We start from the raw sequence: 15,995 nt of genomic DNA on the forward strand, positions 1-15,995 counted from the left end.
TCCGGCAACTTATGCTTGACGATCGACATAAGTCGGACGTAACGTCTCGGTCATGTCAGTGAAGAAGGTCACAAGTCCGGATAAGGCCTCAGCATCCGGACCGGCCACCCCCGGGGCCTACCGGGCCGCGGTGATCGGAACCGGCTTCATGGGTCGGGTCCACTCCCACGCCGTCCGCGCCAGCGGGGGCGAGGTCGTCGGAGTGGCCGGGTCCTCCCCCGAAAAAGCCGAGGTGTTCCGAGCCGCCAACGGCATCGCCCGAGCCCACGCAGACGCCCTCGAACTCGTCCGCAGTCCCGACGTGGACGTGGTGCACGTGTGCACCCCCAACCACCTGCACGCCCCCCTGAGTCTGGCCGCCCTCTCCGCCGGCAAGCACGTCGTCTGCGAGAAACCGCTGGCCACCGACGCCGAGACCGCGCGAGAGCTCACCAGAACCGCGCGCGAGGCCGAGCGGGTCGCCGTGGTCCCCTTCGTCTACCGCTTCCACCCCATGGTCCGTGAGGCCCGCGCCAGGATCGCCGCGGGCTCGATCGGCCGGGTCAGCCTCGCCCACGGCGGCTACCTCCAGGACTGGCTCCTCTACCCGGAGGAGGACAACTGGCGGGTCGACCCGACGGTCGGCGGCCCCACCCGCGCCTTCGGCGACATCGGCTCCCACTGGTGCGACATGCTCGAGTTCGTCACCGGCGACCGCATCACCGCCGTCAGCGCCCAGACCTCCCGCATCGCCGACACCCGCGGGGAGGACGGCGGGCGCGCGGTCACCACCGAGGACCTGGTGACCTTCCAGTTCACCACCGCGGGCGGAACCGTCGGCAGCGCCGTGATCAGCCAGGTCTCCCCCGGACGCAAGAACCAGCTCGTGCTGGAGGTCTCCGGAACGGAGGGCTCCCTGCGCTTCGACCAGGAACGGCCCGAGACCCTGTGGGCCGGCGGGCGCGGCCGCACCGGGACCGTCTCCCGCGACGACCCCGCACTCAGCCCCGACGCCGCCCGGCTGTCCAGCCTGCCCGTCGGCCACCCCCAGGGCTACCAGGACTGCTTCAACTCCCTGGTCGCGGACACCGCGGCGGCCATCGCGGGCAGTGCGCCCGAGGGCCTCCCGGTCTTCGCCGACGGCCTGCGGACCGCCGTCCTCGCCGAGTCCGTCCTGACCTCGGCACGGGAACGCCGGTGGGTCGACGTCCCGACGGCCGGGGCCCCGGAGGTGGGCGGGGCATGAGCACCCACCCCCTGCTCAGGATGACCGGCGTCAGCAAGTCCTTCCTGGGTGTTCGGGTCCTGCACGGGGTCGACCTCGAACTCCGCGCCGGGGAACTGCACGCCCTGGTCGGGGAGAACGGCGCGGGCAAGTCCACGCTGATGAAGGTGCTCGCCGGGGTACACCGCGCCGACAGCGGGCGGATCGAGCTCGCCGGCCGGGAGGTCTCCTTCGAGCACCCCGTGCAGGCGCAGCGGGCCGGCGTGGCCACGGTGTTCCAGGAGTTCAACCTCCTCCCCGAACGCACCGTCGCGCAGAACGTGTTCCTCGGCCGGGAGCCCCGGCGCAGGGGGCTCGTGGACGAGCGCGCCATGGAACGGGACACCGCCCGGCTCCTGGACGACCTCGGGCTGGAGGGCATCGAACCGCGGTCGAAGGTCCGCTCGCTGTCCGTGGCCGAACAACAGGTGGTGGAGATCGTCAAGGCGCTCTCCCACGACGCCCGCGTCATCTCCATGGACGAACCCACCGCCGCACTGGCCGACCACGAGGTCGAGTTGCTCTACCGGATCATCGGGCGCCTGCGCGAACGCGGGGTGGGCATCCTCTACGTGTCCCACCGTCTCAGGGAGATCTTCGACCTGGCGGACACCATCACCGTCCTCAAGGACGGCCACCTGGTGGACACCGGCCCGGCCTCCGGGACCCGCCCGGCCGACCTGGTCCGCAAGATGGTGGGACGCCCCGTCTCCGCCGTCTTCCCCGAACGCCTCGAACCCCGCGGCGAACACGTGGGCGAGGTCCGTCTCTCCGTCTCCGGTGGCGGCAACGCCCAACTGGACGGGATCGACCTCCAGGTGCGCGGCGGCGAGATCGTCGGCCTGGCCGGGCTCCAGGGCAGCGGCCGGACCGAGATCGCACACGCGCTCTTCGGGATCGACCGCTTCACCCGGGGCGGGGTCAGCGTGGACGGACTGCGGGCCGACCCGCGTTCGCCCCGGCAGGCGGTCCGAGCGGGCCTGGCCCTGGTCACCGAGGACCGCAAGGCCCAGGGGCTGTCACTGAACCAGTCGATCCTGGCCAACAGCCGTCTCGTCCTGGACGCCGTCCTGCCCTCCGGCTCCGGTCGGCGCGCCCGGCGGATCCCCGGCATCCTCTCCGCGCTGGAACTGGTCGCCCGGGGCGGACACCACCAGGAGGTGCGCTACCTCTCCGGCGGCAACCAGCAGAAGGTCGTCCTGGCCAAGTGGCTGGCCACCGACCCCGGGGTGATGGTGCTCGACGAACCCACCCGCGGGATCGACGTCGGCGCGAAGCAGGCCGTCTACACCCTGATCCGCGAACTCGCCGCGAGCGGGGTGGCGATCCTGCTGATCAGCTCCGAACTCCCCGAGCTGATCGGTATGGCGGACCGCCTGGTCGTGCTCGGGGACGGCCGGGTGGCGGGAGAGCTCCCCGGCGGTTCCAGCGAGGAGGCCGTGATGGCCCTGGCCACCGGCGCTCCCCCCGACGGCGCGCACGAGAGCGCGGACGAGGACTCCGCCGGGCCGCACCGACACGAGGAGGCCGCCCCGTGACCCGAGTACTCACCGCCTCCCGGGCCCTGAGCTCCCGGCTGGGCACCACCGGACTGGTGTACCTCGCCCTGGCCGGTGTCCTACTGGTCAGCGCGGTGTTCGTGGCCGCCCGGGGCGCCAGCCTCCTCACCGCGGCCAACACGGTGGACCTGTTCACCCGGAGCAGCCTGCTGGGCTTCCTCGCCATCGGGATGACCCTGGTCATCCTGTGCCGCTCCCTGGACCTGTCGGTCGGCTACGTCGCGGCCCTGTCCACGGTGGTCGCGGGGCTGACCATGGCCGGCGACCCCTCCCGGATCCTCCTCGGCGTCGGCGCCACCCTGGGCCTGGCCGCGCTGATCGGCCTGGCCAACGGGCTGGTCATCACCAGGCTGCGGGTCAACCCCTTCATAGCCACCCTGGGGACGGGCCTGGTCATCAAGGGGTACCTGGACACGCAGTTCCAGGGGCCGGCCGGGTCGATCCCGGCCGCGTTCCAGACGTTCGGGCTCTCCCGGATCGGGGTGTTCCCGGTGTCCACCCTGGTCATGCTGGTCCTGGCGGTGCTGGCCGTGCTGTACCTGCGGCGCACCCGGACGGGCTTCCACATGTACGCCGTGGGCGGTGACTCCGAGGTCGCCCGCCTGTCCGGGGTCCGGCCGGAGCTGCCCGTGATCACCGCGCACGTGCTGTGCTCGGTGATGGCAGGTGTGGCCGGTCTGCTCCTGGCCTCCCGTTTCGGCACCGGCAACACTCTGGTCTACAACAACGGCTACGAGCTGGAGGCCATCGCGGCGGTGGTGCTCGGCGGCACCTACCTGCTCGGCGGCCGCGGCGGCGTCGCCGGGACGGTCGCCGGCGTGTTCATCCTCGCGACGCTGGACACGGTGTTCAACACCCTGGGCATCGACCCGTTCGTCAAGGACGTGCTGCGCGGCACGATCGTGATCGCCGCCGTGGCCCTCTACGCCCGGAGCCAGATCTCCCGGACCGCCGTCCGGGTCCGTTTCCCCTCGGGCGGCGCTCCGCCCCCGGCCGCCGGCCCGCCGGATCCACCGCCCTCGCCGGAACCGCTGGCCCAGGGAGGAAAGAGATGACATCCCCCGTCCCCACGCCCTCCCGTCCCCCGGAACGCGTTCCGGCCACCGGTGCGGGCCCGAGCCGACCCGATCCCGTGCTCTCCCTGCTGCGAAGCGGGACCGGAACGGTGACGGTGCTGCTGGTGCTGATCTTCGCGGTCATCGCCACCCAGAACCCGTCGTTCTTCGAGGGGCCGCCGCTGATGGCATTCGCGAAGAAGGTGGCACCGCTGGTCATCCTCGCGATCGGCCAGTACCTGGTGATCGTCTCCGGGGAGTTCGACCTCTCGGTCGGCTCCCTGGTGGGCGCCCAGGTCGTGATCGCCGCCCGCCTCATCGACGGCGAGGAGGCGATGACGTTCCCGGTGATCGGGGTGATGCTGCTCTTCGGCCTGCTGGTCGGCCTGGTCAACGGCCTGGTCACCACGTTGCTGAGGGTCCCGTCGATCATCACCACACTCGGCACGATGCTGATCCTCTTCGGCGCCGTGCGGCACTGGACCGGAGGCGCGCCCACCGGAGCCCTCTCGGAGGGCTTCCGCGTGTTCGGCCGACACGGCCTCGAAGGCGTCCCGGTGCTCGGCCAGATCCCCTGGGCGCTGGTCATCGCAACGGTCATCACCGCCGGAGCGGTGCTGCTGATGCGTTCGCCCTACGGGCGCACGCTCATGGCGACCGGTGACAACGACACCGCCGCCGCCTTCTCCGGGGTCCGGGTGTGGCGGGTGCGGACCCTGGCCTTCGTCGGCTCCTCCCTGGCGGCCACCGTCGCCGCCATCCTCATCGGCGGCTTCGCGGGGGTCACCGCCCAGGTCGGTGAGGGCCTGGAGTTCACCGCCATCACGGCCGTCGTCCTCGGCGGCGTGGTGTTGGGCGGAGGCCGCGGAACCGTGGTGGCCGCCGTGCTCGGCGCCCTCACCGTCGAGGCGCTCTTCACCCTGTTCAACCAGCTGTACCTGCCGTCGACCATCCAGCCGACGGCGCAGGGGCTCATCATCATCGCGGCCGTGGCCTACGCCTCGCGCCGCGGCGACCTACGACTGCCGGAGCGCCTGAGACGGCGACCGGACCACCCGACCGAGCAACCGCTCGACTCTCCCAGGAGGTAAACCCCCATGCGCGTGCCACGCGTACTCCTGGCTGGCGCCGCCAGCCTCACCCTGGTACTCACGGCCTGTACGACCGACGACCCCGAGGGCGCCCCCGGCGCCGCGGACGGCGGACAGGAGGGCTCGCTGACGCCGGACGCCGAGTGGTTCGACCAGGCGGAGTTCGACACCCAGCTCGCCCAGCGCGACATCACCCCGGAGGGCCCGGAGGACGAGCCCTGGATGCAGGCGATCGAGCCCGAGTGGATCGACACCTCCGAGTTCGCGATCGACGACCCCGAGGACGCCACCGTCTGCTTCTCCAACGCCTCGGTGTCCAACCCGTGGCGGGTGACCGGCTTCATCACCATGGAGCAGCAGGTGGAGGAGCTCGTCGAGGAGGGCCGGATCGGCGACTTCCGCTCCTCGGACGCGGCCGACGACGACAACCAGCAGATCTCCGACATCCAGGCGTTCGTGGACGCCGGGGACTGCGACGCGATCATCATCTCGCCGTCCACCACCGCGACCCTGACCCCCGCGGTCGAGACCGCCTGTGAGAGCGGCGTCCCGGTCATCGTCTTCGACCGCGGCGTGAACTCCGACTGCATGGTCACGTTCATCCACCCGATCGGCGGCTACGCCTACGGTGCCGACGCCGCCGACTTCCTGGTCGAGAACCTGGACCCGGGTTCGACGGTGCTGGCGCTGCGCATCCTGCCCGGTGTGGACGTGCTCGAACACCGTTGGGCCGCCGCCCAGCAGGTCTTCGGCGAGAGCGAGCTGGAGGTCCTCGGCTTCGAGTTCACCGAGGGCGACGGGGCCCAGATCAAGGACCTGGTCTCCCAGCACCTCCAGCGCGGCGACGTGGACGGCATCTGGATGGACGCGGGCGACGGCGCGGTCGCGGGTCTGGAGGCCTTCGAGGACGCCGGCCGGCCCTACCCGGTGATCTCCGGCGAGGACGAGCTGAGCTTCATGCGCAAGTGGGACGAGGAGGACCTGACGGCGATCGCCCCGGTGTACTCCAACTTCCAGTGGCGGACCCCGGTCATCGCGGCGGGCATGATCCTGGCGGGCGAGGAGGTCCCGGCCGAGTGGGTGCTGCCCCAGGAGCCGATCCGCGAGGACGAGCTCGACGACTACCTGGAGCGCAACTCCGCCATGCCCTCCCTGCACTACGCCAAGTTCGGCGGCGAGGACCTGCCGGGCTTCCCCGAGGCCTGGGTGGACCGGTAGATGCGCGCGCTGGGGGTCAACACCTGGGTGTGGACGTCACCGCTCACCGACCAGGAGCTGGAGCGGATCGCGCCCCGTGTCGCGGGGTGGGGGTTCGACCTGCTCGAACTACCGGTGGAGAACACCGGCGACTGGGACCCCCGGCGCGCCCGGACCCTGTTGGACGGTCTGGGTCTGGACGCCGGCGTCGTGCTGGTGATGGGTCCGGGGCGGGAGCTGGTCGCGACCGACCCGGCCACCCGGTCCGCGACCCAGGACTACCTGAGGCGGGTCGTGGACGCCGCGGCGACGGTGGGTTCCACCGTCGTCGCGGGCCCGGCCTACGCCTCGGTCGGGCGCACCTGGCGGATGTCCCCGTCCGAGCGGGCGGGGCTGCGCGCGGAACTCACCGAGGCGCTCGCCCCCGTGGTCGAGCACGCCGCGGCCGCGGGGGTCCGGGTGGCCGTGGAGCCGCTGAACCGGTACGAGACCAGCGTGCTCAACACGGTCGACCAGGCCCTGGAGGCGCTGGCGGACCTGCCCGCCCAGCACTGCGGGCTGGCGCTGGACCTCTACCACATGAACATCGAGGAGCGTGACGTGGCGGACGCGGTCAGGCGGGCAGGGGAGAACATCCACCACGTCCAGGTCTGCGCGAACGACCGGGGCGCTCCCGGGGCCGACCACCTGGACTGGTCACGGATCGTGACCGCACTGGACCAGACCGGTTACTCGGGCCCCCTGGTCATCGAGTCGTTCACGGCCGACAACGCCAGCATCGCCACGGCCGCGTCCGTGTGGCGTCCCCTGGCCGCCTCCCAGGACGCGATCGCGGTCGACGGCCTGGCCCACCTGCGTTCCCTGCCACCGACGGCAGGAGCCGTCGTGCACTGATCACACCGACGAGACGGCGACCTGGCCGGGCACGGCCCCGCACCGAACACCATGGAGGCAATCCGATGACCAGACCGGTCACCCTCTTCACCGGCCAGTGGGCCGACCTTCCCTTCGAGGAGGTGTGCGCACTCGCCTCCTCCTGGGGCTACGACGGCCTGGAGATCGCCTGCTGGGGCGACCACCTCGACGTCACCCGCGCCGCGGTGGACGACGGGTACGTCCAGGAGCGCCTGGACGTGCTCAAGCGCCACGGCCTGGGTGTGTGGGCGATCTCGAACCACCTCCTGGGCCAGGCGGTGTGCGACGACCCCATCGACCACCGGCACCGGGACATCCTGCCCTCCCGGGTGTGGGGCGACGGCGACCCGGAGGGGGTCCGCCGGCGTGCCGCCGAGGAGATGGAACTGACCGCACGGGCCGCCGCGAGGATGGGCGTGTCCACGGTCGTGGGCTTCACCGGGTCGGCGATCTGGAAGTACGTGGCGATGTTCCCGCCGGTCGGCGACGACGTCATCCGGGCCGGGTACCGGGACTTCGCCGACCGGTGGAACCCGATCCTGGACGTGTTCGACGAGGTGGGTGTGCGCTTCGCCCACGAGGTGCATCCCTCCGAGATCGCCTACGACTACTGGTCGACCCAGGCGGCGCTGGAGGCGGTGGGGCACCGGGAGGCCTTCGGGCTGAACTGGGACCCCAGCCACATGGTGTGGCAGGACATCGACCCGGTCGGTTTCCTGTGGGACTTCCGCGACCGCATCTACCACGTGGACTGCAAGGACGCCCGCAAGCGGGTGGGCAACGGGCGCAACGGGCGGCTGGGCTCGCACCTGCCCTGGGGCGACCCGCGCCGCGGGTGGGACTTCGTGTCCACCGGCCGCGGCGACGTGCCCTGGGAGGCGTGTTTCCGCGTGCTGAACTCGATCGGCTACCAGGGTCCGATCTCGATCGAGTGGGAGGACGCCGGCATGGACCGCCTGACCGGCGCCGCCGAGGCGGTGAAGTTCGTGCGGGCCAACGCCTTCGATCCGCCCGAGGCGTCCTTCGACTCCGCCTTCGGTTCGGACTGACCGCAGGCCCCGGGGCCTGCGGCTCTCGTGACCCCCGGCGCTTCGGGGGCCGCGGGTCCCCGGGCCCCGGTGCGGGCCGGGTTCACATCATGGGGGCGATGACCACGCGGTAGCGGCCGCCGTCGGCGGTGTCCACGTCGTGGCGGAAGTCGTTGACCCGGTTGACCGAGCGCTGGACCGCTTCGCTGTGGAACGCGGTGGTGTCGACGGTGGGCAGGTGTTCGCGGAGGGCCAGTACCGCCTCGTCCACGGACATGGCGGTGCTCCGGTGCTCAGGTGTGATGCGCCGACCGCCGTCGGTGAGCTGACTGATCGCGATCCGGAACATAGGGGTCTCCATGCCATGGGGGGTGGTCACCGGTATTCTCCCCCATCACCGCAGGGCTGTGAAGCCCGCGGGCCGGACACCGGGAGCGGTCGGCGGAGGCGGACCGGGCCTCCACCGTTCCCCTCTCGGGCCCCCGGGATCCCGTCTCAGACCTCGAGGACCCCCTCGATGCCCTTGAGCCGGTGGCGGGCCAGGGCGAGGTTGCCCCGGGCCCGGTCCAGGGCGAGGTAGAGGAAGAGCCCCTGCCCCTTCTTGCTGGTGAGCGGGCGGATGATGTGGTACTGGCCGGACAGGGTGATGAGGATGTCCTCCACCGCGTCGTTGAGGCCGAGCTGGTCCATGGTCCGCATCTTGGCGCGGACCACCTCGGTGTTCCCGGCCGCGGCGACGGTGAGGTCCAGGGCGTTGGTCGAGGAGAGCGTTCCCAGGGCCATTCCGCTGCTGTAGTCGACCACGGCGGCGCCGATGGCGCCGTCGATCTCCATCATGTCCTTGAGCCCGGTTTCGATGTTCGGCATGTCCTTCTCTTTCCTTTGGTTGAGCCGACGCAGCACTCCCCGGTCGGCGATCCAGCGACGCAGCCCCGGAGCACGCCGGTGCGGGGTGGAGCCACCGGTCACGCGACCACCGTCCCCGTCCCGGCCCGTCCCAGGGACAGGGTGCGCAGAGCGGCCAGGACGCGTTCCAGCACCGGGCGGTCCACCGGGACCAGGGCCCGGGGCCGGGGCTGGGAGCCCCTGCCCCTGCGGGGCGGGCCTCCCCGGTCCCGGTGCGGGACCTCGACGTCCTCAGCGAGGGAGCGCAGACGGCGCAGAGCGAAGCCGAGGTTGCCCCGGTCCCGTTCCAGCCGCACCTGGACGCAGAACTCGGACCCGCGCAGAACGGCGAACAGCAGGTGGTGGTCGCCTTCGGTGACGACCACGTCCTCGACCGACTGGGCGGTGCAGAGCGGACCGCTGTGGATGGCCTGGAGGATCGCCGCCGTACCCGTCACCCCGTCCGCCCCGCCGGCACCGACCCGGGTCAGGGCACGGCCGCTGCGCCAGTCGATGAGGCAGACACTGCTCACCCCCGGCATGTGGAGCATCTCCCGCATCTGCTGATCGATGGCGAGCACGGCGTTCCTCACGGGATCGGGGACGGCGGAGCCGACCCGCGGACGGATCGGAAAACGTCCTTGGGGACAGCATGAGAATAGAACCCCGGAGTCCCCTCCGCAGGCTTTTCTGTCATTTATCGCGTCTTAGCTGGTTGGCAGGTTATTGAGGAAGAAAAGGCGAGAGAGGAGTTTTCTACGGAATGTACGGTAAACGCGTCTGGAGCACTGGAAGGGGGAGGAGATCACCCTGTGACGGCGCCTGGGTGCTCCCACGCGTTCCGGGACCTTCGGCCCGCGCGCCCCGCCGGAGGGACGGGCGGGGCGCGCGGTCGCCCAGAGCCTGATCGATCAGAGCCAGGAGACCCGGGAGTCCTCCAGACCGTAGCGGGCGGCGACGACCCTCAGCCGTCCGTCCGCGACGAACCCGCCCAGCTCGTCGTCCTCCCGGAGGAGCCGGGCGATGTGTCCGGCGTTGGCCCGCACGCAGTCGTCGATGAAGTCCTCACCGTCGTCCGGGGTGGACTCCACGACCTCCAGGATCTCCGCGACCAGGCCGCCGATGTGCCCGGGCGGGAGTTCGCCGGTGCGGTGGGCCTCCACGGCGGCGCTGACCGCACCGCAGCCCTGGTGGCCCATGACCACGAGCAACGGAGTGTGCAGGTGTTCGGCCGCGTAGGTGAGGCTGCCCAGGACGGAGCCGTCCAGGACCTGGCCGGCCGAACGGACGGTGAAGAGGTCGCCCAGCCCGCGGTCGAAGACCAGCTCCGGAGGCACCCGGGAGTCCGCACAGCCCAGGACGGTCGCGAAGGGGTTCTGCCCCCCGACGAGCTGCGCCCGGCGCGCCCTGCCCTCGTGGGGGTGTCTGGAGTGGTGTCGGGCCCAGCGCTTGTTTCCCTGTTCGAGGAGTCGCAGCGCTTTGTCGGCGTCGACGGCGGCGGTCCCGGACGGATCCGTGTCCGCCCAGGCCGCGGACGGAAGGGTGGTGGCGACGGCGGCGCCGACGCCGCTGAGGACCGAGGCTTTCAGGGCACCGCGGCGGGTGATGGCCATGAGATCTCTTTTCCGTTTCGCACGCAAAAGGTCTTTTGTCGCAAATCGGAAAGAAGCTACCTCCGGCCCGCGGCGGCCGACAAGAGGGATTGACGTTTTCCTAACGCCCCGATTTCCGGGGTCCCGGGACGGCTCCCCCGTCGGTGCGGTCGGCGTGCCCGCTGCGGAACGGGTCGCACGCCGTCCCGGCCCGCCTCCTCCTTCGGGCACCGCCCGGAGCCCGGCTCAGCACCGGAATGACACGACGGGTGCCACGACCTCACACACGTCCACGCCCGTCACAAGGTAGATTCGACAACCGTGTCCCGATCTTCCCCATCCGAACCAGCCGCTCCCCGGCAGACCGGCAGGCGCCGCTCCGGCCGACCGGGGCACGACGCCGACTCCGTACTGCGCGTGGCCGCACGCGTGTTCAACGAACGCGGGTACGACGGCACGAGCATGGAGGACCTGGCCCGCGCCCTGGGCGTGACCAAGTCCGCGATCTACCACCACGTCACCGGCAAGACCGAACTGCTGCGCCAGTCCCTCGACCTGGCCATGGACGCCCTGTTCGAGGTCACCCGCGAGGAGGGGGCGACGAGCGGCCCCGCCATCGCGCGGCTCGAACACGTGATGCGCGGCAGTGTCCGGGTCCTGGTGGAGGAGCTCCCCCACGTCACCCTGTTGCTTCGGGTTCGCGGCAACACCCAGGTGGAGAAGCACGCTCTGGAACGCCGCCGGCAGTTCGACCACCTCATCGCCGACCTGGTCCGCGAGGGTGTCGTCGACGGCGACATCCGCAGCGACGTCGACCCCGCGGTCGCCTCCCGCCTGCTCTTCGGGATGGTCAACTCGATCGTCGAGTGGTACAAGCCGGATCGGGGCATGGCCTGCGAGGAGATCGCCGACTCCCTGTGCCGGATCGCCTTCGAGGGGCTGCGCACCCACCGCGGCTGACCCCCGTGTGCCCGGCATCACGGGGGCTCCCCGGCGCGGCTGGAACGCCCGACAGACGGAGCTTTCAGCCCTTATGACCCCTTTGACCAGCACAAAAAGGGTTCCTGGGGATGTCGGTAATCGAAACGGGCGCCTAGGGTGGAATGGTCCCCTTCTTTCCGGAACCCCCTATCGGAGTCCCGCGCCATGATCGACCACTTCTCCTACGGGTGGTGGACGCCCGCCGCCGCCTACACCCTCTCCGTCATCGGTTCGTTCATCGGCCTGAGGTTCGCCCTGCTGGCCAGGGACGCGCCCGGGGCCGGGCGCTGGCCCTGGCTGGCCCTGAGCTCCGCCTGTCTCGGCGGTACCGCCATCTGGACCATGCACTTCGTGGCCATGGTCGGCTTCCAGGTCCAGGGGGCACCCATCCGCTACGACACCGCGCTCACCATCGCCAGCGGCCTGCTCGCGATCGGGGTGATGGCCGCGGCCCTCACCCTGGCCACCGCGCGCCGGTCGGCATCCGCGCTCCTCGGCGGCGGGGTGCTCGCGGGCGCCGGTGTGGTGGGCATGCACTACATGGGCATGGCCTCCATGAACATCCACGGTCACCTGCACCACAATCCGGCCTACGTGGCGGCCGCCTGTGTGATCGCGGTGAGCGCCGCCACCGCGGCGCTGTGGTTCGCCCTGAACCTGCGCAGGATCTCGTACTCCCTGGTGGCCGCACTCCTCATGGGCGTGGCCGTGTCGGCCATGCACTACACCGGGATGTTCGGTATGAGCTTCACCCCCGCCGAGAACGCCCCGACCACGCCGCCGCCCGGGGCGAGCACACCGGACCTGCTCCTGCCGCTCATCACCGGCCTGTTCGTCTTCCTGCTGATCTGCAGCCTCTTCCTGCTGCTGAACGCCGGTGAGGACGAGCGCCGGATCCGGCCCTCCGACGAGGAGGAGCGCGACACCCGGCCCTCCGGCGAGGGGGAACGCGAGGTCGGGCTCTTCGGTGAACGCGCCCGTCACCGCCGCTGACCCCGGCCGCCCCGGAACGACCCCGGGATCAGGTTCCCCGTGGCCACATCAGGCCAACGGGGAAAGCTCACCCCCCTTGGCAATCGGCCTCCTACCTGCTTAGGTTCCATGAACACAAGCCACAGATGTGACTTAAGTCATGGAAAGTAGAGTAAGAAGACCGTGGCCGAACTCCTAGCCCAAGGCTGGATAACCCCCTCGATCGCCTACGCAGTCTCGGCGATCGGATCCTTCCTCGGGCTCGCCTTCGCCTCCCGGGCCCGTCGTACGACGGGTTTCTTCCGGTGGCAGTGGCTGAGCCTGGCAGCGCTCTCCATCGGTGGAGTGGCCGTGTGGTCGATGCACTTCGTCGCCATGCTCGGCTACACCGTCAGCGGGACAGCCATCCGTTACGACGCCGTACTCACCGCCATCAGCGGGATCGTCCCGGTCCTGGTCATGGGGTTCGCCCTCCACCTGGTGGTCAGGCGCCCCAGCACCGGCTGGCTCCTGTGCGGCGGGGTCCTGCTCGGCGTGGGCGTCATCGCCATGCACTACACGGGCATGGCCTCCATGAACATCCACGGCGAACTGCACCACGATCCCGTCTACGTCGCCCTGTCCTGTGCGATCGCCGTGGTCGCCGCCACCGCGGCGCTCTGGTTCGCCCGTCACCTGCGCAGCCCCGGCAGCATGACCCTCGCCGCCCTGGTGATGGCGGTCGCCGTCACCTCCGTGCACTACACCGGCATGGCCGGGGTACACATCACCCCCACCGACTTCATGCACGTCGGCGCCCCCGAGGGGATGCGGGCCCGCGACCTGCTGCTGCCCCTGATGACGGGCATGTTCGTCTTCCTGCTGATCTGCAGCCTCTTCCTGCTGCTGGGCGGCGAGGAGGAGTACGAGCGCCGGGGCTACGCCGCGCCCTCGCACCGGGCGGCGGAGCACACCATCCAGAGCGCCGACGTGTACTACGTCCCCAGACACGGCGCCCCGCAGGCCCCCGCGCCCGAACCACACGCGCCCCGACCCGGCGACGACGTGTGGACGAGACGGCGCTGAGGCGCCTCGGCGGACGCCGGGGAGCCGGGCTGTGCGCGGAGAACCGGCCGCCGCGAAAACCGATGGCGCCGGTACGGGTCCCCGCCCTAGGCTCGGTGCGTGCCGTGCGATCCGCGCCGGCCGCTGACGAGAGGAGCAAGCCATGACCTGCACGGTGTCTGGCCCCGACCCGAACCTTCCCGTCGTCAGCGAGCCCTAGGACACACCCCCGGAACGGTCGGGGGCCTCGGTGGGAGACACCTCCGGCCCCGTCCGCCGGCACCGGCTCGCGCTCCACAGAGAGATCGCAGTGAGTCACCACAACACGAACACCGCAGCCGATGACAACTCCTTCCACCCCCTCGGTCAGCTGGGTTGGAACTCCCGCGTCGAGGCCGCCTTCGAGACCGTCGCCCCGGGCAGCGAGCACGCCCTGTACCCCGCCCGGGTCACCGAAGCCCGCCGGGGCTCCGTCGGGCTCCGCATGCCGCAGCACGAGACCGCGAAGCTCTCCCCCCGGGTCCGCAAGGCCGCGGAGGCCGACCACAGCACCGCCCCGACCAGCGGGGACTGGGTCGCCGTACGCCGCTCCGGGGACGCCTGGCTCGTCGAGGCCGTCCTGGACCGCGCCGGGACCCTGGTCCGCCAGGGCGTGGCCAAGGACTCCCACGACCAGGTACTGGCCGCCAACATCGACGCGGTGCTGATCTGCGAGGCCGCCGACCAGGGACCCAACGTGGGCCGTCTGGAACGCTTCCTCAGCCTCGCCTGGGCCAGCGGGGCGACCCCGGTCGTGGCCGTCACCAAGGCCGAACTCGCCGGTGACCGCCTGCCCGAGGTGGTCGAACTGGTCGAGACCGTCACCACCGGCGCCGACGTGCACACCGTCAGCGCACACACCGGGCTGGGCCTGGCGGAGCTGGCGGCGCGGCTGCGCCCCGGTTCCACCTGGGTCCTGCTCGGTACCTCGGGCGCCGGGAAGTCCAGCCTGCTCAACGCGCTCGCCGGGGACACGGTGATGGACACCGGCGAGATCCGCGACGACAGGCGCGGACGCCACACCACCACCCACCGGCAGCTGATCCCGATGCCCGGGGGCGCACTGTTCCTGGACATCCCCGGGGTGCGCCGCATCGACGTGCCCGGGGACGGGAGCGGTGTGGACCGCACCTTCGCCGACATCGGCGAACTGGCCGAACGCTGCCGGTTCCGGGACTGCTCCCACGGCGCCGAGCCCGGGTGCGCGGTCAACGCCGCCGTGGACGAGGGGGAGCTCGACACCCGGCGCCTCGAACGCTGGTACAGGCTGCGCCGCGAGGCCGAGTGGAACCGGTCCCGGGGCGACGCCCGCCTGCGCGCCGAGCGCAGGAAGGAGTGGAAGCGCAACGACCGGGTCGGCCGGGAGGCCGCCCGCCTCAAGCGCGGGTTCTAGCAGAACCGGCGCCGGTCAGAACCCGAAGGCCCTCCGGGCGTTGTCCGCGACGACCCCGGCGAGTTCCTCCTCGCCCATCCCCTTGGTCTCGGCCAGCACGCGCAGCGTCAGCGGGACCAGGTACGGGGCGTTGGGGCGGCCCCGGTAGGGCTTGGGGGTGAGGAAGGGGGCGTCGGTCTCCACCAGGACCAGCTCCGGCGGGGCCACCTTGGCCGCCTCGCGCAGGGGTTCGGCGCTGGCGAAGGTGACGTTGCCCGCGAAGCTCATGAAGTAGCCGTGCTTCGCGCACACCCGGGCCATGTCGGCGTCACCGGAGAAGCAGTGGAAGACCACGCGTTCCGGCGCGCCCTCCTCCGCCAGGACCCGCAGCACGTCCTCGTGGGCCTCACGGTCGTGGATCATGAGCGCCTTGCCGTGGCGCTTGGCGATGGCGATGTGGCGGCGGAAGGACTCCTCCTGCGCGCGGGCGCCCTCGGGCCCGGTGCGGAAGGTGTCCATGCCGGTCTCGCCGACCGCCACCACCTGGGGCAGGGCGGCCAGCTCGTCGATCTCGGCGAGTTCGGCCTCCAGGGCCTCGATCCCGCCCGCCGGACGGGCCTTCTCCGTCCAGTCGGTGTCGTCTGCCTCCACACCCTCGGCGCCGTCACCGTGCACCACGCGCGGTGCCTCGTTGGGGTGCAGGGCCACCGCGGCCCACACCTTCCCCGGGTGGGCCGCCGCGACCTCGGCCGCCCAGCGCGAGGAGGGCAGGTCGACGCCCACCTGCACGAGCGGGGTCACCCCGACGCCCTCCGCGGCGGCGATGATCTCCTCGACGTCAGGGGTCTGCATGTCCATGTGGGTGTGGCTGTCGGCCACCGCGACGCGCAGGGCCCCGGGTGCCGGGGGCGGCGTCTGCGCGTTGCGCTCCCTGACCGCCCTGCCACTGCGCTTACCCATGTCTTGCCCCCGTCGTCGTGTGCGTCGCCGTGGTGATTCTAGGCGGGCCGGGCACCCGGGTC

At 71.4% G+C, this 15,995-nt stretch carries 16 protein-coding genes; 11 read left to right on the plus strand and 5 right to left on the minus strand.

Annotated features, from left to right (window positions below; genetic code table 11):
- Positions 1 to 58: 58 nt before the first annotated feature.
- The 7 genes from IE195_RS07200 to IE195_RS07230 all read left to right on the plus strand — a co-directional run bounded on the left by IE195_RS07200 (position 59) and on the right by IE195_RS07230 (position 8,109).
- A complete protein-coding gene (locus tag IE195_RS07200; RefSeq protein WP_191269084.1) occupies positions 59 to 1,225 on the plus strand; it encodes a Gfo/Idh/MocA family protein in 1,167 nt (388 codons plus the stop codon).
- Positions 1,222 to 2,781, plus strand: coding sequence for a sugar ABC transporter ATP-binding protein (locus IE195_RS07205; protein WP_191268689.1), 1,560 nt, complete (start codon positions 1,222 to 1,224; stop codon positions 2,779 to 2,781). The genes IE195_RS07200 and IE195_RS07205 overlap by 4 nt, the downstream gene beginning before the upstream one ends.
- Positions 2,778 to 3,857 carry an ABC transporter permease gene (locus IE195_RS07210; RefSeq protein WP_191268691.1) on the plus strand — a complete coding sequence of 360 codons (1,080 nt, stop codon included), beginning with the start codon at positions 2,778 to 2,780 and terminating at the stop codon, positions 3,855 to 3,857. Before IE195_RS07205 ends, IE195_RS07210 begins: the two co-directional genes overlap by 4 nt.
- Complete coding sequence (locus IE195_RS07215; protein ID WP_225942315.1) at positions 3,854 to 4,948, plus strand: ABC transporter permease; 1,095 nt, start codon at positions 3,854 to 3,856, stop codon at positions 4,946 to 4,948. Before IE195_RS07210 ends, IE195_RS07215 begins: the two co-directional genes overlap by 4 nt.
- Positions 4,949 to 4,954: 6 nt before the next feature.
- Entirely contained in the window at positions 4,955 to 6,166 is a 1,212-nt protein-coding gene (locus IE195_RS07220) for a substrate-binding domain-containing protein (protein ID WP_191268693.1), read from the plus strand.
- On the plus strand, positions 6,167 to 7,039 hold the full coding sequence (locus IE195_RS07225) for a sugar phosphate isomerase/epimerase family protein (RefSeq protein WP_191268694.1): 873 nt from the start codon (positions 6,167 to 6,169) through the stop codon (positions 7,037 to 7,039). It begins immediately after the preceding gene.
- A gap of 65 nt (positions 7,040 to 7,104) precedes the next feature.
- Positions 7,105 to 8,109 carry a sugar phosphate isomerase/epimerase family protein gene (locus tag IE195_RS07230; protein WP_191268696.1) on the plus strand — a complete coding sequence of 335 codons (1,005 nt, stop codon included), beginning with the start codon at positions 7,105 to 7,107 and terminating at the stop codon, positions 8,107 to 8,109.
- An 82-nt stretch (positions 8,110 to 8,191) separates the two neighbouring features.
- Here the strand turns inward: IE195_RS07230 and IE195_RS07235 are convergent, their stop codons facing one another.
- From IE195_RS07235 to IE195_RS07250, 4 genes are all read right to left on the minus strand, one after another.
- Complete coding sequence (locus tag IE195_RS07235) at positions 8,192 to 8,437, minus strand: hypothetical protein (RefSeq protein ID WP_191269088.1); 246 nt, start codon at positions 8,435 to 8,437, stop codon at positions 8,192 to 8,194.
- Between the two features lie 146 nt (positions 8,438 to 8,583).
- Positions 8,584 to 8,955 (minus strand): hypothetical protein, encoded by a 372-nt coding sequence (locus IE195_RS07240; RefSeq protein WP_191268698.1) that lies wholly within the window; start codon positions 8,953 to 8,955, stop codon positions 8,584 to 8,586.
- A gap of 98 nt (positions 8,956 to 9,053) precedes the next feature.
- Positions 9,054 to 9,554 carry a hypothetical protein gene (locus IE195_RS07245; RefSeq protein WP_191268700.1) on the minus strand — a complete coding sequence of 167 codons (501 nt, stop codon included), beginning with the start codon at positions 9,552 to 9,554 and terminating at the stop codon, positions 9,054 to 9,056.
- 330 nt (positions 9,555 to 9,884) lie between these two features.
- The gene (locus IE195_RS07250; RefSeq protein ID WP_191268702.1) at positions 9,885 to 10,586 is read right to left on the minus strand and encodes a carbonic anhydrase; all 702 of its coding nucleotides are present in this window, start codon (positions 10,584 to 10,586) and stop codon (positions 9,885 to 9,887) included.
- Positions 10,587 to 10,886: 300 nt separating this feature from the next.
- On the opposite strand from IE195_RS07250, the gene IE195_RS07255 reads away from it, so the two are divergent.
- The 4 genes from IE195_RS07255 to rsgA all read left to right on the plus strand — a co-directional run bounded on the left by IE195_RS07255 (position 10,887) and on the right by rsgA (position 14,994).
- Positions 10,887 to 11,525 carry a TetR/AcrR family transcriptional regulator gene (locus tag IE195_RS07255; RefSeq protein WP_505819015.1) on the plus strand — a complete coding sequence of 213 codons (639 nt, stop codon included), beginning with the start codon at positions 10,887 to 10,889 and terminating at the stop codon, positions 11,523 to 11,525.
- A 186-nt stretch (positions 11,526 to 11,711) separates the two neighbouring features.
- Positions 11,712 to 12,539, plus strand: a complete 828-nt coding sequence (locus IE195_RS07260; RefSeq protein ID WP_191268704.1) for an MHYT domain-containing protein — start codon at positions 11,712 to 11,714, stop codon at positions 12,537 to 12,539.
- Between the two features lie 162 nt (positions 12,540 to 12,701).
- Entirely contained in the window at positions 12,702 to 13,583 is an 882-nt protein-coding gene (locus IE195_RS07265) for an MHYT domain-containing protein (RefSeq protein ID WP_191268706.1), read from the plus strand.
- A gap of 289 nt (positions 13,584 to 13,872) precedes the next feature.
- Positions 13,873 to 14,994: a ribosome small subunit-dependent GTPase A gene (gene rsgA / locus IE195_RS07270; protein WP_191268708.1), complete on the plus strand. Its 1,122-nt coding sequence runs from the start codon at positions 13,873 to 13,875 to the stop codon at positions 14,992 to 14,994.
- A gap of 15 nt (positions 14,995 to 15,009) precedes the next feature.
- Here rsgA and IE195_RS07275 read toward each other — a convergent pair whose 3' ends face one another.
- On the minus strand, positions 15,010 to 15,933 hold the full coding sequence (locus tag IE195_RS07275; RefSeq protein ID WP_191268710.1) for a TatD family hydrolase: 924 nt from the start codon (positions 15,931 to 15,933) through the stop codon (positions 15,010 to 15,012).
- Between the last annotated feature and the right edge of the window lie 62 nt (positions 15,934 to 15,995).

The organism is Nocardiopsis terrae (assembly GCF_014651695.1).
In the GTDB taxonomy this organism is placed as follows: domain Bacteria; phylum Actinomycetota; class Actinomycetes; order Streptosporangiales; family Streptosporangiaceae; genus Nocardiopsis; species Nocardiopsis terrae.

What these genes read in the sequence shown, in the direction of transcription:
- IE195_RS07205 (WP_191268689.1), top strand. Translation starts at nt 1,222, where the DNA reads ATGAGCACCCACCCCCTGCTCAGGATGACCGGCGTCAGCAAGTCCTTC.
- IE195_RS07215 (WP_225942315.1), top strand. Translation starts at nt 3,854, where the DNA reads ATGACATCCCCCGTCCCCACGCCCTCCCGTCCCCCGGAACGCGTTCCG.
- IE195_RS07220 (WP_191268693.1), top strand. Translation starts at nt 4,955, where the DNA reads ATGCGCGTGCCACGCGTACTCCTGGCTGGCGCCGCCAGCCTCACCCTG.
- IE195_RS07225 (WP_191268694.1), top strand. Translation starts at nt 6,167, where the DNA reads ATGCGCGCGCTGGGGGTCAACACCTGGGTGTGGACGTCACCGCTCACC.
- IE195_RS07230 (WP_191268696.1), top strand. Translation starts at nt 7,105, where the DNA reads ATGACCAGACCGGTCACCCTCTTCACCGGCCAGTGGGCCGACCTTCCC.
- IE195_RS07235 (WP_191269088.1), bottom strand. Translation starts at nt 8,437, where the DNA reads ATGTTCCGGATCGCGATCAGTCAGCTCACCGACGGCGGTCGGCGCATC.
- IE195_RS07240 (WP_191268698.1), bottom strand. Translation starts at nt 8,955, where the DNA reads ATGCCGAACATCGAAACCGGGCTCAAGGACATGATGGAGATCGACGGC.
- IE195_RS07250 (WP_191268702.1), bottom strand. Translation starts at nt 10,586, where the DNA reads ATGGCCATCACCCGCCGCGGTGCCCTGAAAGCCTCGGTCCTCAGCGGC.
- IE195_RS07260 (WP_191268704.1), top strand. Translation starts at nt 11,712, where the DNA reads ATGATCGACCACTTCTCCTACGGGTGGTGGACGCCCGCCGCCGCCTAC.
- IE195_RS07275 (WP_191268710.1), bottom strand. Translation starts at nt 15,933, where the DNA reads ATGGGTAAGCGCAGTGGCAGGGCGGTCAGGGAGCGCAACGCGCAGACG.